The following is a 24,546-nucleotide window of genomic DNA, read 5'->3' on the forward strand; positions in this document are numbered from 1 at the left end:
CGGCAGGGCACGCCGACCTCAATGCGCTGGCTGCGCGTGCTCGCCGTCATCCTTGTCAGCTGCTTCGCGACGCTGTTCATCGGTCGGTTCCTTGATGCGATACCAGGCCACGTACAACGCTGGCAGGAACAGCAAGGTCAGCAGCGTGGCGATGATGATGCCGCCGATCATGGCGTAGGCCATCGGCCCCCAGAACACCTCTCGGGCGATTGGAATCATACCCAGGCTGGCCGCTGCCGCCGTCAACAGGATCGGACGACGGCGATGCTCGGTGGCTTCGACCACAGCGTCCCAAGGCAGATACCCACTGCGCTCATAGGCATCGATCTGGGTCACCAGAATCACCGAGTTGCGGATGATGATGCCGATCAGCGCCAGCACCCCGAGAATCGCCACGAACCCCAGTGGCGTCCCCGTCGGGATCAGCGCCAGCACCACACCGATTAGCCCCAGAGGCGCGACACTGGCCACCAGAAACATCTTCTGAATGCTGTGCAACTGAATCATCAGGAACGTCGCCATGAGGAACAGCATCAGCGGCGCAACGCTGGCAATCGGCCCCTGCGCCTTGCTGCTTTCTTCGACCGTACCGCCGGTTGCAACCTTGTAGCCGACCGGCAGACCTGCGGCAAACTTGTCGATTTCCGGTTGCAGCTGCTTGACCAGATCAGTCGGCTGAATTGCATCGCGGACGGCGCCTTTCACCGTGATGGTCGGCTTGCGATCGCGGCGCCAGACCAATGGCTGCTCCAGCTCGTAACCGACCGTGGCGAACGCCAGCAGCGGGATCGACGTGCCGGTCGGCGTCACGATCTGCAGGTTCTGCAGGGTTTCCGGTGTGCCGCGCTCGGCATCTTCAGCACGCCCGATCACGTTGATCAGGTAGATATCATCGCGCACCTGGGTCACGGTAGAACCACTGACCACGCTGTTCATCAGCTTGGCGACGTCTTCCGACGACAGACCCAACTGCCGGGCCTTGTCCTGGTTGATGTCGATGCGCAGGACCTTGCCCGGCTCGTTCCAGTCGTAGATCACTTCGCCCACATGCGGGTTGTGATCGAGCAGCGTAGCCAGTTCGATAGCGTGCTGGCGTACCTTGTCGATGTTCTCGCCGCTGACGCGATACTGCAACGGACGACCCACCGGCGGGCCCATTTCCAGCGCCTGCACATAGGACCCGATGCCGACGAAGTCATCACGCAGGCGTTTTTGCAGACGGGCAGTCAACGCGCCACGCTCCTCCAGGCCTTTACTGACAATCACCAGCTGGGCGTAGAACGGATTTTCCAGCTGCTGATCGAGCGGCAGGTAGAAACGCAACGCGCCCTGGCCGATGTAGGTGCTCCAGCGCTCGATGTCCGGATCGTCCTTGAGGCTCGCTTCAAAACGATCCACTACCTTGCGCGTCTCGTTGATCGAGGCGTTCTGCGGCAGGTTCAGGTCGACCAGTATTTCCGGGCGGTCCGAAGACGGGAAGAACTGGTTCTGCACGAACTGCATGGAGAACAGCGACGCGGCGAACAACCCTACCGTGATGGCAATCGCCAGCCAGCGATGACGCATGGCCCAGAGCATGCTGCCGTTGAATGCCCGGCCTATGCGGCCCGGCTCTTCGGATTTGGGCTTGATGTTGGCGCTCAGAATGTGCACGCCGATCACCGGCGCAAACAGCACGGCAACCACCCACGACACCAGCATCGCCACGGCAATCACGGCAAAAAGTGTGAATGTGTATTCCCCCGCCGAGCTGTTGTTCAGTCCGATCGGCACAAAGCCAGCCACAGTCACCAGCGTACCGGTGAGCATCGGGAACGCTGTCGAGGTGTAGGCGTACGTCGCGGCCTGCTCCTTGGATTCGCCCATTTCCAGCCGTGTGACCATCATTTCCACGGTAATCATGGCGTCATCCACCAGCAGGCCGAGGGCGATGATCAGCGCGCCGAGGGAAATCCGTTGCATGGTGATGCCGCTGTATTCCATGAACACGAACACCATCGCCAGTACCAGCGGAATCGAACACGCAACCACCAACCCTGCGCGAAACCCGAGGCTCACGAAGCTGACCAACAGCACGATAATTACCGCCTCGAACAACGCGCTGGTGAAGCCGCCCACAGCCTTGTTCACCACCTCGGCCTGATCCGAGACCTTGTGCACACCAATGCCGACTGGCAGCTCCGCTGTGGTAGCGTCCATACGTTCGTGCAGCGCCTTGCCGAAGGACTGGATGTTGCCGCCCTTCTGCATCGCGATGGCCAGGCCGATCGCCGGTTTGCCATCGAAGCGGAACAGTGGCTTGGGCGGATCGGTGTAGCCGCGGGTGATGTCAGCAATGTCGCTCAGACGGTAAAAACGGTCATTGATGCGCAGATTGACCGCAGCCAGATCCTTCTCGGACGCGAACTGCCCGGAGGTGCGTACCGAGATCCGCTCCGGCCCGGCTTCGATAACACCGGCAGGCGTCACCGCGTTCTGCGATTGCAGGCTTTGCACCACCTGGCTCTGGTCGATGCCCAATGCTGCGAGTTTGCGTGTCGAGAAGTTCAGGTACACCACTTCGTCCTGCTGACCGATCATCTCGACCTTGCCCAGGCCGGGCACGTCGCGGATGTCGGCGCGAACCTTCTCGACGTAGTCCCGCAACTGACGCATCGAGAAACCGTCTGCGGTAAACGCATAGATCGAGCCGTATACATCGCCGAACTCGTCGTTGAACGACGGGCCTTGCAGCCCCTGCGGGAACTGGCCACGAATGTCATCGACCTTCTTGCGCACCTGATACCAGATTTCCGGTATCGCCTTGGCACTGGTGGTGTCACGCAGGTACACGAAGACTGTGGACTCGCCCGGTCGTGTGTAGCTCTTCACGTAGTCCAGCGAGTCCAGTTCTTCGAGCTTCTTCTCGATGCGGTCGGTGACCTGCTCGAGGGTCTCGTCCACCGTCGCGCCCGGCCAGCGGGTCTGGATAATCATGGTCTTGATGGTGAAGGACGGGTCTTCCTCGCGCCCAAGCTTCATGTAGGAAAACACGCCCATCAACAGCGCGACGAACATCAGGTACCAGACGAACGACTGATGCTTGATGGCCCACTCGGATAAATTGAAATTCCCTTTCATCGCGGGCTTTCCTCATCGACTTTGACTTTCTGGCCCGGCTTGAGGCTGTTGACGCCCGCGCTCACCACTTTTTCACCCGCTTTGACGCCATCGGTCAGCACGAAAGAGTCGCTGTCACGGCTGGCAATAGTGACGGCTCTGGGGTTAACCGTCTGGCTCTGCGAATCGACGATCCAGATCTGGCGTTTGCCATCGACTTCCTGCAGGGCATTGATCGGCAGGCGCATGCGCGGTGTGATGGTCGAACTGAGCGTCACGCTGATGGCCGTGCCCAGGCGGAACGCCGCTGGCGTTTGCGCCAGCGACAGACGCGCACGACGAGTACGCGTCGTGCGGTCGGCCTGGGGTTCGATTTCACGAAGGGTGGCGGTGGTGTTCACTTCCGGATTCAGCTGACTGGCGACGGTGAATACCACGTCGGACGGCAATTGGTCGGCCAGTGTATCGGGCAGGTCGATCACCGCTTCCTTGATGTCCGGCCGCGCCAGGGTCACGACCTCCTGACCGGCTGTCACCACCTGCCCGGCTTCGACTTTCCATTCGGTGACCACTGCGTCGTGATCACTGTGCAGCTCGCTGTAACTCAATTGGTCGCGGGCCTGTTGAGCCGCGGCTTTGGCCTGTTCCTGCGACGAGCTGGCGGTCTTCAGATCGGTCAGGGCGATGTCCAGTTGCGCCTGGGCACCGACGCCGCGATCGAACAGTTCCTGCTGGCGGCGAGCATTGGCCTGGGCGTTGATGTACTGCGCCTGAACATTGGCCAGGTCGCCCTGCCGGGCACGCACTGTATTCTGTTGATCGGTCGGATCGAGGGTTGCGAGCAAATCGCCTTTCCTGACTTCAGCGCCTACGTCGACGTCGCGCCGGGCGATGCGCCCCGCGACCCGAAAGCCCAGCACACTTTGATAACGCGCCTGGATATTGCCGGCAAAGCGCCCGAAATCCTGGACGGACTCAGGTCGGGCTTCGACGAAGACGACAGGACGCACCGGTTCAGGAGGTGTTTCATCCTTGCCACAACCGCTCAATAGTAAGCCGCTCAACAAAAGGCTGCCCAGCGCTACGCATGACAGACGCTTCATGGCTGCACCTGTGCGTTCTGCTGCTTGGGCTGTTCGGCAATGTCGACCTGCATGTCCGGGTGTAACAACTGTCCGCCTGCCACCACGACTTTCTCTCCACTCTTGAGCCCGTCGCCGATGATGACTTTGGCGGTCAGGTAACGGGTGACGGTGACCTTGCGCAGATTGACCTTGCCCTGCTCGTCCACCACCCACACGGCAGGCTTGCCCAACTGCTCGCCGAGGTCCTTGGTCAGCGCCGCCCATGGCAACTCGACACTGGCATTGGCCGGTGCGCTTAGTGCCACGCTGACCACCGAGCCGAGGTCCATGCCTTCAGGCAGCGGGTCCAGCGCGATCTTGACCTGCAAGGTGCCGGTTTGCGCCGACACCGCCGGAGTCACTTCACGCACTTTGCCGCTGACCTTGATAGTCGGGTTATCGAGCAACGTGACCTGCACGGCCTGATCAGTGGGCGGCTTGACGAACAGGGACTCGTAGACGTTGAACACCGCATCGCGATCACCGTCGCGCGCCAGATCGAAAATCGGCATGGTGGCCTGCACCACTTGCCCGACTTCAGCCTGACGCGCGGTGATCACACCCGGTGCGTCAGCGACCAGAGCGGTGTAACCCAGTTGTTCACGGGCATTGGCCAATTGCGCCTGCGCCGCCTTCAACGAACTTTCACTGCCGCGCAAGGCGGCCTGTGCAGAGTCATATTCGCTGCGGCTGGTATAGCCCTTGGGCAACAACTTTTGTTGTCGGACGAAAGCAGCGCTGGCCTGATTCACGCGGGCCTGCTCGGCGGCCACAGCAGCAGCGGCCGAGTCGACATTGACCTGCAGATCCTTGGGGTCGAGCCGCGCCAGCACCTGCCGGGCAGTGACCCGGTCGCCCACATCGACATTACGCTGAATGATCTTGCCATTGACCCGGAATGAAAGCCGGGTCTGCACCCGCGCCTGAACATCACCGGTCAGGGCGACACTGGCGGCGAAGTCGGCACTTTTTACCGTCTGCACATAAACCCTGGGCAGTTCGGGCGCCGCCGGTTTTTCCTCGCCACAACCGGCCAGCGCCGCCAATGCAGCAGCCAGACCGAACGTAACCAGTCTTGAAATACGAACGGGCATGCAGACTCCTTGTGCAACTGCCGGATGCGGGCGTGATCAGGGCGAGAGAATAGCGTGAGTATGCGACTGTGTGCGAGAGGGAGGGTTCATTGGGGCTTGCGTTGTAGAAGCGCCGGGAGACGGCTTGAGCGAGTGGCGTCAGCGAAGAAACGTGGTCCGGCGGGTCGTAAGTGTATCGGCAGAGGAGAGCCGTGATCGATCCCTGATGATGGAGTAAAGGCTTCAGCCTGAACCGATTCGGGATGAGGGGCTACTGCCAGAAAGGTCAGTATCGGGGGGAAGGTGCCTGACAAGTGGTAGCAAATATCACAAGGCCGTTCGGATGACCGAAGCATTACTAATGTTCGACGTATTACTTGAGCGTCTCATGGCAGGGCCTTTAAGAAGCACAGGCACTGCTTTCTGGACCCGTTTGTCCATTATGGAACGAGCAATTGACCAGCCACGCAGCCCAGCCGTCGGGTAAGCAATAAGGATAGCGGCAATCCTCAGTGGGCGAATTGCTGGCGATTCAGGGTCAGTTTTTGTCAGAACGAAGGAAGTGGCCCATGCCGAAGTGGCAACCAGTGCAGACACTCCGGTGAATGCCGAGATTTTTTCCGCTGTATTCGCCGGTCTTCTTGTCTCCTGAACGGGAAAAGCCAGGTTATTGCTGGCGACAGCCTGAGGCTTCACTTTGACACCTTTTAGTACAGCTCTTATAGGTGCACGGACCGCCAGCAAACCAATAATGCCGCTCAGAATTGCAGCACCGATGTAGAGGGAAGTTTCCACATCCTCAAGAAAGCCATGCCCCGTCGGATCAGATCGATTGACCGGATCCCCCGCACAATACGCATAGGCATTTATTCCACCCTTGCCAAACGGACTCAGGCTATCGGGACTGTTGAAGCGCATCAGAACAGGGTTATAGGCGCGATAGCCGTTGCCCAGCAGATAATGACCGGTCAATGGATCGGGGCGCTCACCGTTGAAGCCTGGCAGTTGGTTCAACGCTTGCCCATGCCCATAGGGGGTGTAAGCGATAGGGTCAGACAAGCTGGCCGATACGGTGTGGAGCACGCTGTGCTGTTGGTCCGAGCCGATCAACAGCGTGGCGAGCGCTGACTGCGTGGCCAGCAACTGACGACCGTGATGCAGGAATCGAACGTGTTCTGCACCCTGAATCTCGCTGACCAAGGTGTCGGACTGATAGTACGAGCGGGCAATGGTCCCTGCCGCAGGCGTGCGAGCCGCGAGCCGGTCAAGCGCGTCGTAGCGGTAACGGCACAGAGTAGTTTGCTGGCGCATGGCGAGTAACCGGAGTGGTCTTGATTAGCGAGACAGGCCTCTTCAAGCACACAATGCATTGCAAGGACCGCAGCGGCTACTCGTAGAACTGCTAGGTTGCATCAGGGATGTCAGGGGTTCTGGACGCATTCCAGCGAGCGCTCCAGCTCGGCCTTGGCCATATTGATCAGATGCCTGCTGCTAAACAAACAAGGGTGGCGACTTTGACGCGGGTTAGCAGACCGGTAGAGAACACAGACCCGGCGCACTCGAAAGTGCCCCACGCAAAGCCGCCATAAAACGGTAATTGCGCTGCGTGTCTCTGGACAGGCTGCTAAACCCGATCGCTGAAAAACCAGCGACCGACGCAGCCTAGTGTGCGGATTTGGCAGGCGCAAGGGCCCGGGATTTTCTAGGAAAGGTCATACGCAGGAAAGAGAAAAGACTGAAAGAAAGGTCCTGCAGGACAGGTTTTTCGTGAGCGGAAGTAACCTGATTTGTTCAGAAGAGGACGCAGAGCGTCCAGAACGGCATTCCCACGCTGGAGCGTGAGGAACGATAGGCGCCCGGGAGATCTTCTATCGTTCCTCACGCTCCGCGTGGGAATGCCCTTCATGACGCTCCGCGTCATCTTCAAAACGCGTCGATCAACTGCCCTCGGTGCCGTGCGCTTCTTCGAAGAAGTAGTCCTTCCAGCTCGCCGCCTTGTTTTTCAACACGCCCAGCTCATGCAGTTTCTCGGCGTAGATAAAGGTGCGCTGCGGCGTGACGGTGAAGTCGATTTCCGGGTCGGCGACGATTTTCTCTACCAGTGGCAACGGCAGCTTCGATTGCTCGACGCGGATGTAGGTCTGCGCGGCAGCAGGCTTGTCGGCTTTGATGATCTTCTCGGCTTCGGCCAGCGCGTCGTAGAACGCCTTGTAGGTCTTGGGGTTTTCGTCGTGGAATTTCTCGGTGGTGTAGAGCACGTTGAACGTCGCCTGGCCGCCCAGCACGTCATAGGAACTGAGCACCTTATGCACGTTGGGGTTCTCCAGTTCCTGGTACTGGAACGGCGGGCTGGAGAAGTGCGAGTTGATTTCCGAACCACCGGCAATCAGCGCGGAGGTCGCGTCCGGGTGCGCGAGGCTGACCGAGATGTTGTCGAATTTCTTGTAGTTGTCGTTACCGAACAGCTTGGCGGTTTCGATCTGCAATGTGCGCGACTGGAAGCCCACGCCCGCAGCCGGTACGGCGATGCGGTCCTTTTCGGTGAAGTCCTTGAGGGTCTTGACGCTGGGGTTGTTGGTCAGCAGGTAATTGGGCATCGAACCCAGCGAGGCAATCGCCTTGACGTTCTGCTTGCCCTTGGTGCGGTCCCAGACGGTCAGCATCGGCGGCACGCCTGCCGACACCACGTCAAGCGCGCCGGCCAGCAGCGCTTCGTTCATCGCCGTGGCACCGGAGATGCTGTTCCAGTCGACCTTGATATCCAGACCCTGCTCCTTGCCGTGTTTCTCGATCAGCTTCTGATCGCGCACCACGTCGAGGATCAGGTAGCCGATGCCGAATTGCTGAGCGATGCTGATCTTGCCTTCAGCCTGAGCGCCGCCACTGAGCAGCGCGCCAAACAAGCCAAGCGTCGCCGCCAGCACAGTCAGTGCCGGGCGTTGAAATGCAGTGTTCATGTGGTTCCCACCCTGATTATTCAAAAAAAGACGGCGTTTCAACGCTGCATGCCCCAGCGCTTGACGGTCAGGCGCTCGATGTTGGCGAACAGCAGGTTCTCGACCAGCAGGCCGATGAGGATCACCGCTGCCAGACCGGCAAAGACCTTGTCGGTATACAACTCGTTACGATTCTGGAAGATGTACCAGCCCAGACCGCCCTTGCCGGAGGACGCGCCAAACACCAGCTCGGCGGCGATCAGCGTGCGCCAGGCAAAGGCCCAGCCGATTTTCAGACCGGCGAGAATCGATGGCAGCGCAGCAGGAATCAGGATGTGCCAGACAAAGCGCAGGCCTTTGAGACCATAGTTGCGCCCGGCCATGCGCTGGGTTTCCGAGACACCGAGAAAGCCCGCATAAGTATTGAGCGCCAGCGCCCACAGCACCGAATGCACCAGCACGAAGATCAGGCTGTTCTGGCCCAGCCCGAACCACAGCAGCGCCAGCGGCAACAGGGCAATGGCCGGCAGCGGATTGAACATCGCAGTCAGCGTGCCGAGCAGGTCGCGGCCCAGTTGGGTGGACACTGCCAGGGTGGTCAGGGCGAACGCCAGCACGATGCCGATCAGGTAGCCCTGAATCAGTACGGTCAGGGAAATCCACACCTTGCCTGGAAGCTCGCCGGAGATCAGCCCGTCATAAAAGGCGGCCGCCGTTTGCAGAAAGCTCGGCAACAGCAGGTCGTTGTTCTGCAGACGTGCAGCCAGTTCCCAGATCACCGCCAGGGCGATCATGATGATGCATTTGCGCACCCAGCTCAGTTGCCAGATGCGCTGTGCCAGGGGCAGGTCGCGGGCCAGGTCTTCCTGAGTGAAAGGCTCCAGCGTGATTTCATATTCTTCGCGAGCGGGAGGTGCGAGGCTCATGATTCGGGTTTCCCGGTAATCGTGTAGATAGGACGCGGAGCGTCCTGAAAGGCATTACCACGCGGAGCGTGGGAACGATCAAGGCAGTCGCCTAGTAAGCAATCCGGATGTCCTGAAAATTCAGATCCTGCTCCACCGGCCCGGCCTCGCCCTCATCGAACAACAAACGATGAATACGCTGCGCGGTCTGCTGAAAACCAACGCCGCCCAGGCTTTTCAGGTCGTATTGATGGCTGTTGATTTCCGCCCGTACGCGACCCGGATGCGGTGACAGCAGCAGGATGCGGTTACCGACCACCAGCGCTTCTTCGATGGAGTGCGTGACGAACAGCAACGTAAAGCGCACCTCTTCCCACAGCTCAAGCAGCTCTTCCTGCATCTTGCGTCGGGTCAGTGCATCGAGCGCGGCAAACGGCTCATCCATCAGCAGGATTTTCGGCTGCATGGCCAAGGCCCGGGCAATCGCCACGCGGGCTTTCATGCCACCGGACAATGTGTGCGGGTAGGCATCGGCAAACGCACTGAGGCCGACCTTTTCCAGGTAGTAACGTGCACGCTCCAGCGCTTCGGGACGCTTCAGGGTGCGCGATGCCAGCAGCGGAAACATGACGTTCTCGATCACGGTTTTCCACGGCGGCAACTGGTCGAATTCCTGAAACACCACGATGCGGTCCGGGCCAGGTTCGGTGACCTGATGACCCGCCAGACGAATCTCGCCCTCGCTGGGCCGGATGAACCCGGCTACGGCTTTGAGCAATGTGGACTTGCCGCAACCGGATGGGCCGAGCAGCACGAAACGATCGGCCGGATCGACTTCGAAACTGACCTGATGCGTTGCCCGTACCACACGTTCTGGTGTGCGGTATTCGAGGCTGACGCCGCGAACTTGCAACAAGGCTTCAGCTGTCGGCTGTGCGGCCGGTTGCGGTTGGGTGCTGGTGCTGGCCGTGTGGCCTTGCGCGACAGCATTCATGAACGGCTCTCCTGGATCAAAATGGCGCGGTGCCTTGAATGGTCGTGCGATGCAGTTTGCGACGCAGGTGCGCCGGGCAGCCGGCAGCCAGATGGATCAGGGAACGGTTGTCCCAGAACACCATGTCGTCGGCCTGCCACTGGTGCCGATAGATGTGCTCGGGCTTCACGCTGTGGGCGTAAATCTCGTTGAGAATCTGACGGCTCTCGTCTTCCGGCAGACCGAGGATGCGCGTCGTGAAACCCTCGCTGACGAACAGCGCCTTGCGCCCGTTTTCAGGGTGGGTGCGAACGATCGGGTGGCTGACTTCCACCACCTGAGCCAGTTGCTCGGCGGTCAGGGTCGGACGCCAGTTGGCGGCGTTATGGCCCTCGGCGTAGCGTGCGGTGTAACTGTGCACCGCCGAGCGCCCTTCGACTGCATCGCGCAGGTGTTGCGGCAACGTTTCCCACGCCAGGTGCATGTCTGCAAACAGCGTATCGCCGCCTTCACTTGGCAGCTCCTGGGCGTAAAGCATCGAGCCCAGGCTCGGCAGCTCTTTGTAAGACAGGTCCGAATGCCAGTACTTGCCGGCATCGCCCAGGCCCACAGGCTTATCGTTCTCGACAACGTTGGAGACGATCAGGATTTCCGGATGGTTGGCCAACAGAAACTGCTTGAGCACATGGATCTGCAGCACCCCAAAACGCCGGCTGAAATCGATCTGCTGTTGCGGCGTGATCTGCTGATCGCGAAACACCACGACATGGTGATCCAGATGTGCCTGATGCACACGAGCGAAGTCGGCATCGTTCAACGGCCTGGACAGATCCAGCCCAACGATTTCAGCGCCCACCTTTTCGGTGAATGGACGCACTTCGAAGGATTGCGAAGCAGGTTGAGCGGACGATGAAGCGAGGGAGGCTGCTGGCATGAGAACTCCGACTCCAGGACTGTGTGACTGAAAGACGAAACTCTATAGGTATAAGAAAGATAATTTAAATACCGTTAAGGAATATCCATAGTGCTGATTTTTCACTGCCTCGCTGTGTAGCGTCAGCCAGCATAAATGTGTCACGACAGATACATCCAAGTGTAAGACCGCCTTGCTAGGGTCGGCGCCTCATCCGAATCGAGTGAAGCGCCCGCTATGCGATCCAATAAACCGGTTGCCCATGTAATGGTGTCGTCATTGATACTTTCGCTGCTTGCCGTCTCGGTTCAGGCAGCGAGCCGTGCCAATGACAATCGTATAAACGGTGTCGACCTGCTCTCCGGGTTCAACACCCTGTGGACGACCGGTGCGACCTGGGACACCGGCACGCCGACTGCCCTCGGTCAGAGCCTGCTGCGACGCAACCTGCAGATCGTGGTCGACCGCGCCAACTCGCGCACGCTGGCGCAGGAAACCGCCGCCTACTTCGATGACCGCCGCGACCAGAGCTACAGCGCCATCAGCGGCCTGGGCTCGCTGAGCGATGCTTACAAAGCCGGCGCGGGCGCGTTCACGACGATCACGCAATTCGACGACAGCAATAAAACCGTCAGGTACGACGACAAGGGCAATGGCGCAGGCAGTTCGTCCTCGGCGCTGGGCAAGGTGGTCGATCTGGTCGGTGCCGTGCGTAACGATGCCTCCACGACCCCGGCCAAGTCCCACTATCTGTATCCACGGCCATGGCGGCAGAGCCTCGACGGACAGAGCCTGGCATTCGTCGTCGCGCCGTCCCTGCGCCCGGCCGAAAGCACCACGCCGGCCAGTGACTCGGGCTTCCCCAGCGGGCACACCAACGCTGCCTACCTGTCAGCCTACGCATTGGCCTACGCGATCCCCGAGCGGTTCAGCGAGTTGATGCTGCGTGCTTCGGAAATCGGCGACAACCGCATCGAAGCGGGCATGCACTCGCCCTTCGACGTGATGGGCGGGCGAATCACCGCGACCTATTTCGCCATCGACAACCTGTCCAATTCCGCCAACACGCAATTGCGCGCCGATGCTCGCGCGCAGGCGCTGGCCTACTTCACCGCTCAGTGCGGCGGCGACGTCAACAATTGCATGACGGCCATCGACCCGGCCACCGATCGCACTTCCCAGCATGCGCAGGACAAGGCGCTGTATACCACCCGCATGACCTACGGCTTCGACCCGGTCGGCCCGACCAATCTCGCGCCGGTCGTGCCGACCAACGCTGAAGTGCTGCTGGAAACACGTTTCCCGTACCTGGACGCCAGCCAGCGCCGCGAGATTCTGGCGACCACTGAGCTGTCGTCGGGCTACGCAGTGATCGATCAGTCAGGTGGCTACGGTCGCTTGAACCTGTATGCCGCAGGCGATGGTTACGGCGCGTTCAATTCCAACGTCACCGTCAACATGAACGCCAGCCTGGGCGGCTATAACGCCATCGACGCCTGGCGCAACGACATCAGCGGCAGCGGTGCGCTGATCAAGAACGGCACGGGCAACCTGATCCTGACCGGCAACAACACCTACTCGGGCGGCACGCTGATCAACGGCGGCACCCTGACCGGTCATGCGCAGGCCTTCGGCAGCGGCACGATCACCGACAACGCAACGCTGGTGGTCGATCAGTCCACCAACGACACCCTCGCCAACACCCTGACCGGCAACGGCGCGTTGATCAAACGCGGCGTCGGTTCACTGAACCTGACCGGCAACAGCAGCCTGTCCGGCGCGACCACCGTGCAGGCCGGTCGCCTGGCAGTGAATGGCAACCTCGGCAACTCCATCGTCAGCGTGCAGCAAGGCGCGACGCTGGGTGGCAACGGCACCGTTGGCGGCATCAACGTCGCTCAGGGCGGCGTGGTCGCACCGGGTAATTCGGTCGGGCAGCTGAACGTCAATGGTGACGTCAACCTGGCTCAGGGTTCGGTTTATCAAGTGGAATCGGACGCCAATGGCAATGCCGACCGCATCGTCGCCAGCGGCCGCGCGACGATCAATAACAGCACGCTGTCGCTGGTCGAAGGCGGTAACTGGCTGGCCGCCAGCCGTTACTCGATCATTTCCGCAGCCGGTGGCGTGAGCGGTGCATTTGCCGCCGTGCAAACCAACTTCGCGTTCCTTACCCCGACGCTGAACTACACCGCGACCGACGTAGGGCTGACGCTGGATCGCAACGCACAAACCTTCGCCAGCCTGGCGACCACGCGCAACGCCAAGGCGGTCGCGCAGGGTCTGGACAGCGCGGGCGCAGGCAACGCGCTATGGCGTCAGGTGGTGCAGGACGACGCCTCGACGGCGCAGGCCACGTTCAGCGCGCTGTCCAACGAGCTGCACGCATCGACTCAATCTGCGCTGATCGAAGACAGCCGGCTGGTGCGCAATGCCATGAACGATCGCATGCAACAAGCGCAGTCCGCGCAGTCATTCGGCAGCACAACACAAACCCTGGCCGGTGATGCCTCGCGTGGCGTGGTGTGGACCCAGGCCATCGGCGCGACCGGCCAGACCGACAGCAGCCGCGACGCCTCGGGCCTGGAAACCCGCACCAGCGGCCTGTTGTTCGGCGCCGACGTACCGCTCGACGACACCTGGCGTGTGGGTGCATTGGCAGGCTTCAGCAACAGCAGCTTCGACCTGCGCCACGCGTCTGGCTCGACCGACAGCGACAACTATCATCTGGGTGTCTACGGCGGCGCGAAATGGGGCCAACTGGGCCTGCGCCTCGGCGCGGTACGCACCTGGCATGAGCTGACCGCCAAGCGTACGCTGGACCTGCCGGGCTCGTCCGAGCACTTCAAGGAAGACTACAAGGCAGCGACCAATCAGGTCTTCGGCGAGCTGGGCTACTCCATCGAAATGGGCAATGCGCTGCTTGAACCCTTCGCCAACCTCGCCCATGTGCGCCTCGACACCGACGCCTTCGACGAGAACAGCAACGCCATCAGCCTGCAGAACAAATCCCAGGACAACCACATCACCTTCAGTACCCTGGGCCTGCGTGCAGCGACCCGCCTGAACGCTGGCAGCGTCGTGATCAAACCCAACGCCACACTGGGCTGGCGTCGCGCCTACGGTGACGTCACCCCGGAAAGCCGCTCAGCCTTCAGCGGCGGCAGCACCTTCGAACTCTCCGGCGCACCGATCGCCCGCAGCGCCGCCGTGCTCGGCGCAGGCGTCGACCTGGGGTTGAGCGATACGCTGAGCGTGGGCCTGAGTTACGACGGTCAGGTGAGTAACGATGCTTCGGATCAGTCGCTGAATGCTCGGGTGACATTGGCGTTTTAAGGCTGAAGCGGCGGCTGCTCTCTGTAGTGACGGAGAGCAGCCTGCCAAAGTTATCAGGGGGTCTGAGCGCTCTTGCGTTGACCCTCAATTCCATCCAGCTCTAACCCTCTCGTTTTCATTTCCCGGCCTCCCGATCAGCCTCAACAATCGGGGTCGGGAATGGGCTGCGTGCCTTTGCAAACCACCACAGGGCACCCGCCCCGATAACGCTCGTCAGCATGGCCAAACTCAGGATGACCTGGCGAATGCCCAAAGGCGCTGCGAGCAGGGCCACCAGCAAACCCGCCAGAGGCTGCGACAGGTTGTTGAGCAACGTGATCACGCCCACCGTCTTGCCGAAGTCCTGAGGCGGTATCACCCGCTGCCGGAGGGTGCGCATGTAGACGTTGAACATCTTGTCGAAGCCGACGATCAACAGAAACCCCAGCGCATAGCCAATCAGGTTCGGGCTCAGGGCGCTGATAAATGCCCCGATCGCGATCATTGAATACCCGACACCGCCCAGCACCCGCAAAGGCAGCACCACACGGGCCAGGAAGAACAGGATCACGATAGTGGTCACTGCCCCCGCCGCCTGCAGCACTGCATAGTTATCCTTGCCTGCGCTGTACTCGCCGATGACCATGGCTGCCGAGGTCGCCAGCGTGACGCCGACGATCAGGTTGACCCCTACTGCCAGCGTGATGATCTTTTTCAATTCGGCCAGGCCACGGATATGCCCTAACGCAATCCGCAGTGGCTGCAGCCAGATGTCTTGATGCTGCTCGAACACTTCCAGCTTAAAACGGCCAAGACGTTGCCAAGCCAACATGCAGAGGTCTGCCAGCAGGAATAGTCCGGCGATCCAGAGCACAACCCAGTGCCAGGCCCACACCTCCAGCATCAGTGCCGCCACCAGCGGCCCGAGGACCAGCCCTGACTGGTCGGCGATCTGGGAATAGGACAACGTTTTGGTGTAGCTGTAGTGCTGAAAGATATGCGGCATGAGCACTTCGCGCGCCATGATGCCTTGCGTGGTCAGCACCCCGCACAATGCCGAGAGCACTACGAGCCACCCAATGCCACCAAAGAGTGCGTAGAGCACCATCGCCAGCACGCAGAGCAATGCCCGGTAGACCTGGCTGATATGCAGAATTCTGATAGGCGAATACTTGTCGCACAGCGCGCCGCATAACGGAAACGCGAGAAACCTCGGTAACGATTCGACGAAAAACGCCAGCCCCGCCCATGAAGCGCTGTTGGTGGTCTGGAACACCACCAGCGGCACTATGAACAACAGGATCTGATCCGCCAGCCTGGACAGGAAAAGCGAGATGAAGAAAGCGAGGTAATCCTTGCGCATGAAGAACTCCGTTCAGTACACGCAGCGCGTGCGTCAGTTATCATCCCTCAGGTCATAATCGGCTTGATACATCGATGCTGATGCGCTCTCTCCTGTCAGCTTGTGGAGAAATACTGATGAACTCATCGCCAAGGTATTCGGCCGTTCTGGCCACCCTGTTGATGGTCCTGCTCGCAGCTTGCAGCGCAGTGCCAGGCACTTCCATGAAAACTGTCGCCGTTGCCCAGTCAGACCCGGGCGAAGGCGGTGTTCCCGCATTTTACACATGGCCGGATAAAGTACCGTCGACACCGGGCCAACTGCTGCGCTCGGAGCCGCTGACGGCCACGCAGAGCCTTGAGAGTGCCGGACAGAATGTCCGCATCCTGTACACCTCGACAGACGGGCTCAACAACCAGCCAGTCGCAGTGTCAGGAGCCTTGTTCATGCCCAAGGGTGAGCCGCCAAAGGGCGGATGGCCGCTGATGGCGTGGGCGCATGGCACGGTTGGCAGCGCGGACATCTGTGCGCCTTCCTTTGCCGGGCGCAGTGATCGCGACACGCGCTATCTGAATGAATGGCTCGGGCGGGGCTACGCGATTGTGGCTACTGATTACCAGGGTTTGGGCACGCCGGGGCTGCACCCGTTCGGGCTGAGCAGTCCGCTGGCGTATGGTGTGCTCGACAGCATTCGTGCGGTTCAGAAGGCGGACTTCAATCTGTCTTCGCAGGTGGTTGTGTTCGGGCAGTCGCAAGGTGGCCGTGCCGCTTTCGCAACAGCCGTCTACCAGAAGACTTATGCGCCCGAATTGAACATTGTCGGTGTGGTTGCGACAGGGACGCCGTATCCGATGGCTCAATCGCGTGAGAAACATGCCGGACCAGACACCTTCCGCGATCAGGTCACGCCATCGCTGGCCTATAACCTGTTGCGACTGAGTACTGCCGCGCTGATCGACCCGTCGCTGCATCCTGCCGATTACCTGAGCGACCGCGCAAAGCCCGCGTTCGAAACCAGTCAGCGTGAATGCCTGCAAGCCATCGAGCGCAAGGTGGTCGCGGATGGACTGACATTCAACAACAGTTTCAAACGCTCACCCGATAAGGCACTTGATCAGGTCAATCGCCAATCGGACTACCCGACGTTAAAGTCGGACATTCCGGTTTTTATCGGTACGGGAGGCAAGGATGTCATTTCACCTGTTCGCAGCCAGATCGCGCTGGTGAAAGACGCGTGCAAGGTCGGCGACCGCATCGAGTGGCATTACTACCCGCAGCTGGATCACTCGGGAGCGGTGAATGGCTCTCTGCCGGACTCGACGCGCTTTGTCGAGAAAGCGTTTTCGGGGGAGTTTATGGCGGGGAATTGTGGGGCGACGCAGAGCGTCGCACGACAGTGAGATGATCGTTCCTCACGCTCCAGCGCAGGAATGCCTTGCGTGACGCTCCGCGTCACAGGTCTGCGCCGCGCCATATGCTCAAAAGAGGACGCAAAGCGTCCAGAACGGCATGTGACGCGGAGCGTCGCACGATAGTGATGTTATCGTTCCTCACGCTCCAGCGCAGGAATGCCTTGCGTGACGCTCCGCGTCACAGATCTGTGCCGCGCCACATGCTCGAAAGAGGACGCAAAGCGTCCAGAACGGCATGCGACGCGGAGCGTCGCACGATAGTTAGATTACGCACGACACTCAGAGGGTCAGAACGCAGGCAGTACCGCGCCGTCGTACTTCTTGTTGATGAAGTCTTTGACTTCCTGGCTGGTCAACGCTTTCGACAGCTTTTCGATGGCGTCGGTGTGAGCGTTGTCTTCGCGGGTGACGAGGAAGTTCACGTACGGCGAATCGGCACCTTCGATGATCAGCGCGTCTTTCTTCGGATTGAGCTTGGCTTCCAGCGCGTAGTTGGTGTTGATCAAGGCAAGGTCAACCTGCTTCAACGCACGTGGCAGTACAGCCGATTCCAGTTCGCGGAACTTGAAATTCTTCGGGTTGGTTGCGATGTCTTTCGGCGTGGACAGGGCGTTGGTCGGATCCTTCAGGGTGATGAGGCCACCTTTTTGCAACAGCAGCAGTGCGCGGCCTGCGTTGCTGCCTTCGTTTGGAATGGCGATGGTTGCGCCTTCAGGCAAATCAGCCAGCGTCTTGTACTTGCTGGAGTAGCCGCCGAACGGTTCGACGTGTACGCCCACGCCAGTCACCAGATTGGTGCCTTTGCCCTTATTGAAGCCATCCAGATAAGGCTTGGTTTGAAAATAGTTGGCATCCAGGCGTTTTTCGCTCAATTGAACGTTTGGCTGCACGTAGTCAGTGAAGACCTTGATTTCCAGGTCCACGCCTTCTTTGGCCAGGGTCGGCTTGATCAGCTCAAGGATTTCCGCGTGCGGTACTGGCGTCGCGCCGACGACCAGCTTTTCACCTGCGTGAGCCAGGCCAATGGAGAACACAGCCGCCAGAGCGGTCAGCAAAAACGTCTTTTTCATGCAATGTCCTTAACGAAAATCCGAGAGCGTCATCTAGAAATGACACCTTATTATTCAATGGTTTGTCACAGCTATCCGAACCCTGCGACATCACGCTGACATTACCGGTGTTTTATATTCCGATAAAATACTTTTTAATCGAGTGCTTATGCTTTTTTGCATCAGCATCTACTCTACCTCATCAGGACCGTGCTGGGGCGCGCTCAAGCAGGACGCCGCGCCAGCTCTGAGGTGACTGTTTCAAGCAATTGCCTGAGCGCGGACAGCTGCCTGCGATCACCACCATCGAGCAATAGCTGCGTCTGGCGCTCGATCAGCGTGAACGGATCGGCGATGTCCGGCAGATTGATATCTTCAGCCCGAATTTCATCACCGCTGCTGACCAGCAAGGCAAAGTGAATGACGTTCTCCAGTTCACGGGTATTACCGGGCCAGCTGTGAGCCTCCAGCGTGCGCTGCGCATCCTCGCTGATCAATTGCACCGGCAGATTCAGACGCTGGCTGTAGATCCCGACAAAATATTCGGCCAGCGGCAGGATGTTGCCCGGCTGCTCGCGCAACGCCGGCAGTTCAAGACGCCCCTCGCTCAGGTAGTGATAAAGCCGCTCGTGGAATTTGCCGGCAGCCACGGCCTGCGCCAGATCGATACTGGTGGCTGCGACCAGACGCACATCGACCGGGCTCGGCTGCTGCGCACCCACTCGCGTGACTTCGTGATTCTCAAGCGCCGCGAGCAGCTTGACCTGAATCGGCAACGGCAGGTCGCCGATTTCATCCAGATACAAGGTGCCACCGTTGGCCGAGCCAAACCAGCCTGCGCGGCTGCTGACCGTCCCACTGTGGGCTCCGGCGGCGTAGCCGAACAATTCGGCGTCGGCATAGGTCGGGCTGATCGCACCGCAGTTCACCGAAACGAATAAACCCGAGCGATCACTGCCGCGATGAATATGCCGGGCCAGCAACTCCTTGCCGGTCCCGGACTCGCCACGGATCAGTACCGGTAGAGAACGGGGAGCCAGTTGCTCCATTTCTTCACGCAATCGGCGCGAGCGTGGGTCGATGAACACCAGCGCCTTGGCGCGAATGCTCAGTGGGCTTTTTTCCGCATCGGGAAAGGTCAGCAGCGGCTGGCCGAAGTTTTCGTGAAGGCTCATGACACACTCCCGCCTGAGCCCTTGCGATGGCTCAAGCGTTTAAAAAGACGGGACCCGGTGAGTCCGATAAACAGGCTGCCCGGTCATGCGCGACGACGCGCGTGTTGCTCCAGGCGGTTTTGCAGCCGGTACAGGTAGGCGAACCCCTGCTCCCAGCGCTGATGACCGGACTTGACGTTGATATGCCCGGCCTGACTCAGAAACCCGACTTCCGCGCCCCAGTGACGGGCCATTTCCATGGCGCGCTGGGAGCTGACCGCAGGGTCGTTGTCAGAGCTGACAATCTGCGTCGGAAACGGCAACAGATCAGCAGGGATCGGCGCGAAATTACGCAACGCAGGCGGGCAATTCGGACGCTCGACGTCCGCCGGTGCCACCAGTAGCGCGCCCTGCACCTGACGCAAGGTTTCCAGCGGCGCGAGTTGAGCCCAATGCGCGACGGTGACGCAACCCAGGCTATGAGCGATCAGGATCACGGGGGTGTCGTGCGCGGCAATCGTGCGCTGCAACTCGCCGACCCAGTCTTCACGACGAGGCTTGAGCCAGTCGGCCTGTTCCACGCGTGTGCTGTTGGGCAGGCTGTTCTGCCAGTGGGTCTGCCAATGATCATCAGGAGACCCCTGCCAGCCTGGCACGATCAGATACCGGATCGACTCGTTATGCATGGATTCGCCTCCTGCATGTATGCGTTCATGAGACGAGTATAGGGATGGAAGTTATATTCGCTAAGGAATAAGAAGCTATTTGTTAATTCCCAAAACGAATATCAGCCAATAGACAAAAAAAGAGGCCACTCCCTGCCTTCGAGGAACGGCCTCTAATAAAAATCACTTTCAGGGCAAAGACTATCCGTACTTCGTTACAGGATTACGACGGCCTCAGGTTGCAGGCACAGTACGCGGGCCCTGCTCGCCCGCAGGCAGCGGTACCGGCTCGTCGTACTGCGGGACTTCACGGGCAACGTTCCACACCACGATCGCAGCGACGATGTCGAAGATTGCCAGCACCACGAACAGCGGGCTGTAGCCGATTTTGGTGACCAGCACGCCGAACACCATGGTGAACGCCGCCGCCCCGAAAAAGCCGAACATTCCGCCCATCCCGGTCGCTGTGGCCACCTCGTTCTTGCCGAATGAATCCGAGGTGATCGAATACAGCGCGCCCGACAGGGTCTGGTGGGCAAAACCGCCGATGCACAGCAAGGCAATGGCGGTGTAGGGGCTTTCGACCAGCCCGATGCACGCCGGCCCGATCATGCAGGAGCAGCCGAACAGCATGACCATCTTGCGCGAGGTGAACAGCGACACCTTGCAGTACTTGTGGAACAGCGGGCTGAGGTAGCCGCCCAGTACGCAGCCAATGTCAGCCGCCAGAAACGGCAGCCAGGCGAACATCGCGACTTCCTTGATGTTCATGTGGCGTTCGGTCATCAGGTACAGCGGGATCCACGCATTGAAAGTCTGCCAGGCAGGCTCGGAGAGGATTCGCGCCGAAGCAATCGCGTAGAAATTACGGTTTTTGAACAGTCGCTTCCAACTGCCTTTCCGGGCAGGTGCATCCTTCAGACGCGCTTCCTGGCCGCTGAGGATGTAGTCGCGTTCGGCATCGCCCAGACGCTTCTGATCGCGCGGATGCTTGTACAACAGCAGCCACAGGCCGCTCCACACAATGCCCAGACCGCCAACAATCAGGAACGCCAGCTCCCAGCCACTCTGCAGAATGGCCCAGACCACCAGCGGGGGTGCAAGCAATGCGCCGAACGACGAGCCAATGTTGAACCAGCCGATGGCGACCGAGCGCTCTTTGGCCGGAAACCATTCGGTCGTGGCCTTGACGCCTGCCGGCAGGCCCGCGGCTTCGGTCAGGCCGAGCATGCCGCGGAAGATCGCCAGACTCTGCCAGCCGGTTGCGAATGCGGCGGCAGCGCAGGCGGCAGACCAGGCGATGGCGAAAATCGCAAAGCCCATCTTGGTGCCGATCGCGTCGATGATGTAGCCCGCCACGGGCTGCATGATGGCGTAGCACAATTGCCAGGCGACCACGATGTGCGCGTACTGCTCGGTGGAGATGCTCAGCTCGCTCATGAGCGTCGGTGCTGCGACAGACAGCGTATTGCGTGCCAGGTAGTTGACGACCAGGCCGGCCGTGACCAGCCCCACCATCCACCACCGAATGCCTTTTATCTTCATCTCTTCACCCTGTTTATTTTTAGATTGGCGATGAGCGTCCCGCGGCCAAGGCCGTGAGGCGGCTGGTTTTATGTAACTTCAGGTTACGGTTTCTTCAGAAGACTTTTAGGCGCTTTCTGCCGACGATCATGCGTAAAAACGGATTTTTCGCACGAGGAGCATGCCTTTATGGCCTGAGAATTCAGACTGATCATGAGGTTGTTACTCTTTGAATTATTTTTGTGGTTGTAATTTTATTCGAGTCTTATGTTGTCGTACAACATGGAGAACTTATAGTCATTTACCATTCCAGTGTCAAATGACAGAAACGCTCTGACCTTCATCAGCATGGGCTGGCGACGTGTTGAGAAGGGAGGGAGCGTTTTCGCGTTATACGACGACTGCGCAATTGGCGACTGCTGATAGCTCGTTTGGGCCTATGGGGCACTGCTCAGCGATTAGAGCGCGAACTATTTTCTGTGTGACGGCAAGAAACGCGTCCTGGCACTTGCACAACTGTCACAAATGCTCTCATTCTTGGTGACGGCGTCAGGCAATGGAGTTGCCCGGTGGTGCCTTGTCGGCACCGGCCTGCTGCCGAAGTCACCTTATGCCAGGAAGAGGCGTCCGCATGCCTGAGCCAAGCAGTCTCGCCAGCTGGACCCCCGCTCTGCGCAAGCAGCTCATTGCCTTGGGTATGGACAGCGATGCGTTGTGCCGAAGCGCGGGTATTGACCTGAACAGGCTGAGTGAACCCGATGCGCAATTCTCGCCGGATGTCACCGCCGCGCTCTGGCAACGCGCAGTGCAAGCCAGCCTTGACCCGGCCCTGGGTTTGCGTGTTTCACGCTTTGTCAGCCCGACGGCGTTTCATGCGCTGGGCTACACGCTTGTCGCCAGCGGCTCGTTGCGCGAGGTTTTCGAGCGCATCGTACGTTACCGCTCGATGGCCGAGGACTCTCTGGAGCTGGATTTCAGAACAGTCGGCGAGCGTTATGAATTCCGCTTCGGTACGCCGCCATCCTGTCAGTCACCGGTTCATGAGCTGCTGGATGCATTTGCCGCCATTTACGTACGCACCTGCCGCAATCGGCTAGGCCGGGGCTATGCGCCGCTCGCCGTGCACCTGCAACGTCCGGCACCCGAGGATCCGCAGCCCTGGCACGACCTGTTTCGTTCACCGGTCACGTTTGCGGCGCAGGAGAACCTGCTGGAGTTTGGCGGTGATCAATTCGACAGCCATCTGGATGACGGGCCGGTACAGCTGAACGGCCAGGAATCCCAAGGAGATCCGTTACCGTCACTGATCTGGGAACAGCGCGTACGCTCGGCCATCGAAACCCTGCTGCCGGACGGCGAGCCCACCGCCCAAAGCATCGCCGAAGCCCTGCACCTGAGCACGCGCAGCCTGCAGCGCCATCTGGCCGACGAGGGCTGCTGCTATGACCTGCTGCTCAATCAATGCCGCCAGAACCTGGCGCTGCTGCACATGAACGATCAGCAAAGCTCGCTGAGCGAAATCGCCTACCTGCTGGGCTTTTCCGACACCGACTGCCTGAGCCGCGCCTTCAAACGCTGGACCGGGCTGACACCAGAACAGTACCGCAGCGGCGTGGTGCGTTGAGCATTGTCAGGGACACACCATCGTGCCCAGGCTGCGCGTCCACTCTTGATCAAGCGGCGCAGCGCACATCCATGACGCAGAGCGTCACGAAAGGCATTCCCACGCTGGAGCGTGAGGAACGATAGGTGTCTGGGGGATCGCGAGCGTAACGTGCCCGGAAGAACACCATCGTACCCATGCTCCGCGCAGGTATGTATTGGCTTCTAGTGTGCTTCGATCCGCGCCAGCTCGGGCAGGTCTCCCGACAACCCCAGCGCTTCGCGCACGAACAGCGATTTGGCTTCGGGCATGCGGTTGACCATTTTCAGGCCGGTATTGCGCAACCAGCGCAAGGGCAGCGGGTCGGCCTGGAACAGGCGTTCGAAGCCTTCCATCGCGGCCATCAGCGCGAGGTTGTGCGGCATGCGGCGGCGCTCGTAACGGCCCAGCACACGCAGGTCAGACCAGCGCTCGCCACGCTTTGCAGCATGGGTCAGTACTTCCGCCAGCACTGCGGCGTCGAGGAAACCGAGGTTCACGCCCTGCCCGGCCAGCGGGTGAATGGTGTGTGCCGCATCGCCAATCAACGCCAATCCGCTGGCAACGTAACGCTTGGCGTGACGCTGACGCAGCGGCACGCACAGGCGGCTATCGGCAGACAGCACCTGGCCCAGTCGCCCTTCGAATGCCTGCTCCAGCTCGCGGCAGAACAGGTCATCCTCCAGCACCATCAGGCGCTCGGCTTCGGCAGGTGTGACTGACCAGACGATGGAGCACCAATGCTCGCCCTCGCGTTCCAGCGGCAGAAAGGCCAGCGGCCCGTCATCGGTGAAACGCTGCCAGGCGGTTTTTCTGTGGGGATCGGCGGTACGCACACTGGTGACGATGGCGTGATGCAGGTAATCCCATTCACGCGTCGGCGTTTCGGTCAGGCGGCGCACAGCGGAATTCGCACCGTCGGCGGCCACCACCAGCGGTGCGCGCAGCTGACGACCATCGGCCAAGGTCAGCAGCCAGTCATCGCCGGAGTGACGCATCTGTTCAAGCCGCGCATTGGCCAGCAGACCGATGTCGCTGGCATGCAGGCGGTCGAGCAGCGCGTCCTGCACCACACGATTTTCGATGATGTGGCCCAGCACGTCGGCATGCACGCTGGAGGCCGAGAAGTGAATCTGCCCGGTGCCGCTGCCGTCCCAGACGTGCATATGCGCATACGGGCTGATGCGCCGGGCTGCGATGCCTTCCCACACACCCAGACGCTGAAGGATTCGCTGGCTGGCCGCCGACAGGGCGCTGACCCGCGGCTCGAAGCCCGACTGTTGATCAAATGGCTCGACGCTCAGCGGCCCACCGTCGACCACCAGCACATCAAGGCCGCTGCCCTGCAATGCCAAGGCAAGGGCACTGCCGACCATTCCGGCTCCGACAATCAGCACATCTGCGCGCGTTTCCATGGTCA

General features: G+C 60.2%; 17 protein-coding genes. 3 read left to right on the top strand and 14 right to left on the bottom strand.

What is annotated here, in order from left to right:
* Positions 1–18: 18 nt before the first annotated feature.
* The 8 genes from LCH65_RS14920 to LCH65_RS14955 form a co-directional block, all read right to left on the bottom strand.
* Complete coding sequence (locus LCH65_RS14920; RefSeq protein ID WP_044308748.1) at positions 19–3,120, bottom strand: efflux RND transporter permease subunit; 3,102 nt, start codon at positions 3,118–3,120, stop codon at positions 19–21.
* Entirely contained in the window at positions 3,117–4,202 is a 1,086-nt protein-coding gene (locus LCH65_RS14925) for an efflux RND transporter periplasmic adaptor subunit (RefSeq protein WP_122267350.1), read from the bottom strand. Before LCH65_RS14925 ends, LCH65_RS14920 begins: the two co-directional genes overlap by 4 nt.
* Complete coding sequence (locus LCH65_RS14930; RefSeq protein ID WP_003432315.1) at positions 4,199–5,317, bottom strand: efflux RND transporter periplasmic adaptor subunit; 1,119 nt, start codon at positions 5,315–5,317, stop codon at positions 4,199–4,201. The genes LCH65_RS14925 and LCH65_RS14930 overlap by 4 nt, the downstream gene beginning before the upstream one ends.
* Before the next feature lie 306 nt (positions 5,318–5,623).
* Positions 5,624–6,607 carry an RHS repeat-associated core domain-containing protein gene (locus LCH65_RS14935; RefSeq protein ID WP_096105869.1) on the bottom strand — a complete coding sequence of 328 codons (984 nt, stop codon included), beginning with the start codon at positions 6,605–6,607 and terminating at the stop codon, positions 5,624–5,626.
* A 626-nt stretch (positions 6,608–7,233) separates the two neighbouring features.
* The gene (locus LCH65_RS14940) at positions 7,234–8,253 is read right to left on the bottom strand and encodes an ABC transporter substrate-binding protein (protein WP_003432311.1); all 1,020 of its coding nucleotides are present in this window, start codon (positions 8,251–8,253) and stop codon (positions 7,234–7,236) included.
* Between the two features lie 38 nt (positions 8,254–8,291).
* Positions 8,292–9,158 (bottom strand): ABC transporter permease, encoded by an 867-nt coding sequence (locus LCH65_RS14945; RefSeq protein WP_054081243.1) that lies wholly within the window; start codon positions 9,156–9,158, stop codon positions 8,292–8,294.
* Positions 9,159–9,249: 91 nt separating this feature from the next.
* A complete protein-coding gene (locus LCH65_RS14950; RefSeq protein ID WP_003432308.1) occupies positions 9,250–10,131 on the bottom strand; it encodes an ABC transporter ATP-binding protein in 882 nt (293 codons plus the stop codon).
* A gap of 16 nt (positions 10,132–10,147) precedes the next feature.
* Positions 10,148–11,044 (bottom strand): TauD/TfdA family dioxygenase, encoded by an 897-nt coding sequence (locus LCH65_RS14955; protein WP_058397812.1) that lies wholly within the window; start codon positions 11,042–11,044, stop codon positions 10,148–10,150.
* Positions 11,045–11,260: 216 nt separating this feature from the next.
* Here LCH65_RS14955 and LCH65_RS14960 point away from each other — a divergent pair, with 216 nt between their 5' ends.
* A complete protein-coding gene (locus LCH65_RS14960) occupies positions 11,261–14,359 on the top strand; it encodes an autotransporter domain-containing protein (RefSeq protein ID WP_058397813.1) in 3,099 nt (1,032 codons plus the stop codon).
* Between the two features lie 115 nt (positions 14,360–14,474).
* Here the strand turns inward: LCH65_RS14960 and LCH65_RS14965 are convergent, their stop codons facing one another.
* On the bottom strand, positions 14,475–15,701 hold the full coding sequence (locus tag LCH65_RS14965) for an MFS transporter (protein WP_096105866.1): 1,227 nt from the start codon (positions 15,699–15,701) through the stop codon (positions 14,475–14,477).
* A gap of 116 nt (positions 15,702–15,817) precedes the next feature.
* Here LCH65_RS14965 and LCH65_RS14970 point away from each other — a divergent pair, with 116 nt between their 5' ends.
* On the top strand, positions 15,818–17,080 hold the full coding sequence (locus LCH65_RS14970; protein WP_058416522.1) for a lipase family protein: 1,263 nt from the start codon (positions 15,818–15,820) through the stop codon (positions 17,078–17,080).
* A 299-nt stretch (positions 17,081–17,379) separates the two neighbouring features.
* Here LCH65_RS14970 and LCH65_RS14975 read toward each other — a convergent pair whose 3' ends face one another.
* The 4 genes from LCH65_RS14975 to LCH65_RS14990 form a co-directional block, all read right to left on the bottom strand.
* Entirely contained in the window at positions 17,380–18,162 is a 783-nt protein-coding gene (locus LCH65_RS14975) for a MetQ/NlpA family ABC transporter substrate-binding protein (protein WP_072365130.1), read from the bottom strand.
* A 203-nt stretch (positions 18,163–18,365) separates the two neighbouring features.
* A complete protein-coding gene (locus LCH65_RS14980; RefSeq protein WP_072365132.1) occupies positions 18,366–19,316 on the bottom strand; it encodes a sigma 54-interacting transcriptional regulator in 951 nt (316 codons plus the stop codon).
* A gap of 83 nt (positions 19,317–19,399) precedes the next feature.
* Complete coding sequence (locus LCH65_RS14985; RefSeq protein ID WP_003365875.1) at positions 19,400–19,981, bottom strand: alpha/beta hydrolase; 582 nt, start codon at positions 19,979–19,981, stop codon at positions 19,400–19,402.
* Positions 19,982–20,194: 213 nt separating this feature from the next.
* Positions 20,195–21,478, bottom strand: coding sequence for an MFS transporter (locus LCH65_RS14990; protein WP_003365873.1), 1,284 nt, complete (start codon positions 21,476–21,478; stop codon positions 20,195–20,197).
* Positions 21,479–22,115: 637 nt separating this feature from the next.
* On the opposite strand from LCH65_RS14990, the gene LCH65_RS14995 reads away from it, so the two are divergent.
* The gene (locus LCH65_RS14995; protein ID WP_003365871.1) at positions 22,116–23,108 is read left to right on the top strand and encodes an AraC family transcriptional regulator; all 993 of its coding nucleotides are present in this window, start codon (positions 22,116–22,118) and stop codon (positions 23,106–23,108) included.
* Positions 23,109–23,311: 203 nt separating this feature from the next.
* On the opposite strand, the gene LCH65_RS15000 is transcribed toward LCH65_RS14995, so the two are convergent.
* The gene (locus LCH65_RS15000) at positions 23,312–24,541 is read right to left on the bottom strand and encodes a 2-octaprenyl-3-methyl-6-methoxy-1,4-benzoquinol hydroxylase (protein WP_003432291.1); all 1,230 of its coding nucleotides are present in this window, start codon (positions 24,539–24,541) and stop codon (positions 23,312–23,314) included.
* Positions 24,542–24,546: the final 5 nt, after the last annotated feature.

Source organism: Pseudomonas sp. MWU16-30316, assembly GCF_020515645.1.
Taxonomy (GTDB): domain Bacteria; phylum Pseudomonadota; class Gammaproteobacteria; order Pseudomonadales; family Pseudomonadaceae; genus Aquipseudomonas; species Aquipseudomonas cerasi.

What these genes read in the sequence shown, in the direction of transcription:
- LCH65_RS14965 (WP_096105866.1), bottom strand. Translation starts at nt 15,701, where the DNA reads ATGCGCAAGGATTACCTCGCTTTCTTCATCTCGCTTTTCCTGTCCAGG.
- LCH65_RS14990 (WP_003365873.1), bottom strand. Translation starts at nt 21,478, where the DNA reads ATGGTGGGGCTGGTCACGGCCGGCCTGGTCGTCAACTACCTGGCACGC.
- LCH65_RS14930 (WP_003432315.1), bottom strand. Translation starts at nt 5,317, where the DNA reads ATGCCCGTTCGTATTTCAAGACTGGTTACGTTCGGTCTGGCTGCTGCA.
- LCH65_RS14955 (WP_058397812.1), bottom strand. Translation starts at nt 11,044, where the DNA reads ATGCCAGCAGCCTCCCTCGCTTCATCGTCCGCTCAACCTGCTTCGCAA.
- LCH65_RS14985 (WP_003365875.1), bottom strand. Translation starts at nt 19,981, where the DNA reads ATGCATAACGAGTCGATCCGGTATCTGATCGTGCCAGGCTGGCAGGGG.
- LCH65_RS14975 (WP_072365130.1), bottom strand. Translation starts at nt 18,162, where the DNA reads ATGAAAAAGACGTTTTTGCTGACCGCTCTGGCGGCTGTGTTCTCCATT.
- LCH65_RS14970 (WP_058416522.1), top strand. Translation starts at nt 15,818, where the DNA reads ATGAACTCATCGCCAAGGTATTCGGCCGTTCTGGCCACCCTGTTGATG.
- LCH65_RS14935 (WP_096105869.1), bottom strand. Translation starts at nt 6,607, where the DNA reads ATGCGCCAGCAAACTACTCTGTGCCGTTACCGCTACGACGCGCTTGAC.
- LCH65_RS14980 (WP_072365132.1), bottom strand. Translation starts at nt 19,316, where the DNA reads ATGAGCCTTCACGAAAACTTCGGCCAGCCGCTGCTGACCTTTCCCGAT.
- LCH65_RS14960 (WP_058397813.1), top strand. Translation starts at nt 11,261, where the DNA reads ATGCGATCCAATAAACCGGTTGCCCATGTAATGGTGTCGTCATTGATA.
- LCH65_RS14950 (WP_003432308.1), bottom strand. Translation starts at nt 10,131, where the DNA reads ATGAATGCTGTCGCGCAAGGCCACACGGCCAGCACCAGCACCCAACCG.
- LCH65_RS14940 (WP_003432311.1), bottom strand. Translation starts at nt 8,253, where the DNA reads ATGAACACTGCATTTCAACGCCCGGCACTGACTGTGCTGGCGGCGACG.
- LCH65_RS14920 (WP_044308748.1), bottom strand. Translation starts at nt 3,120, where the DNA reads ATGAAAGGGAATTTCAATTTATCCGAGTGGGCCATCAAGCATCAGTCG.
- LCH65_RS15000 (WP_003432291.1), bottom strand. Translation starts at nt 24,541, where the DNA reads ATGGAAACGCGCGCAGATGTGCTGATTGTCGGAGCCGGAATGGTCGGC.
- LCH65_RS14995 (WP_003365871.1), top strand. Translation starts at nt 22,116, where the DNA reads ATGCCTGAGCCAAGCAGTCTCGCCAGCTGGACCCCCGCTCTGCGCAAG.
- LCH65_RS14925 (WP_122267350.1), bottom strand. Translation starts at nt 4,202, where the DNA reads ATGAAGCGTCTGTCATGCGTAGCGCTGGGCAGCCTTTTGTTGAGCGGC.
- LCH65_RS14945 (WP_054081243.1), bottom strand. Translation starts at nt 9,158, where the DNA reads ATGAGCCTCGCACCTCCCGCTCGCGAAGAATATGAAATCACGCTGGAG.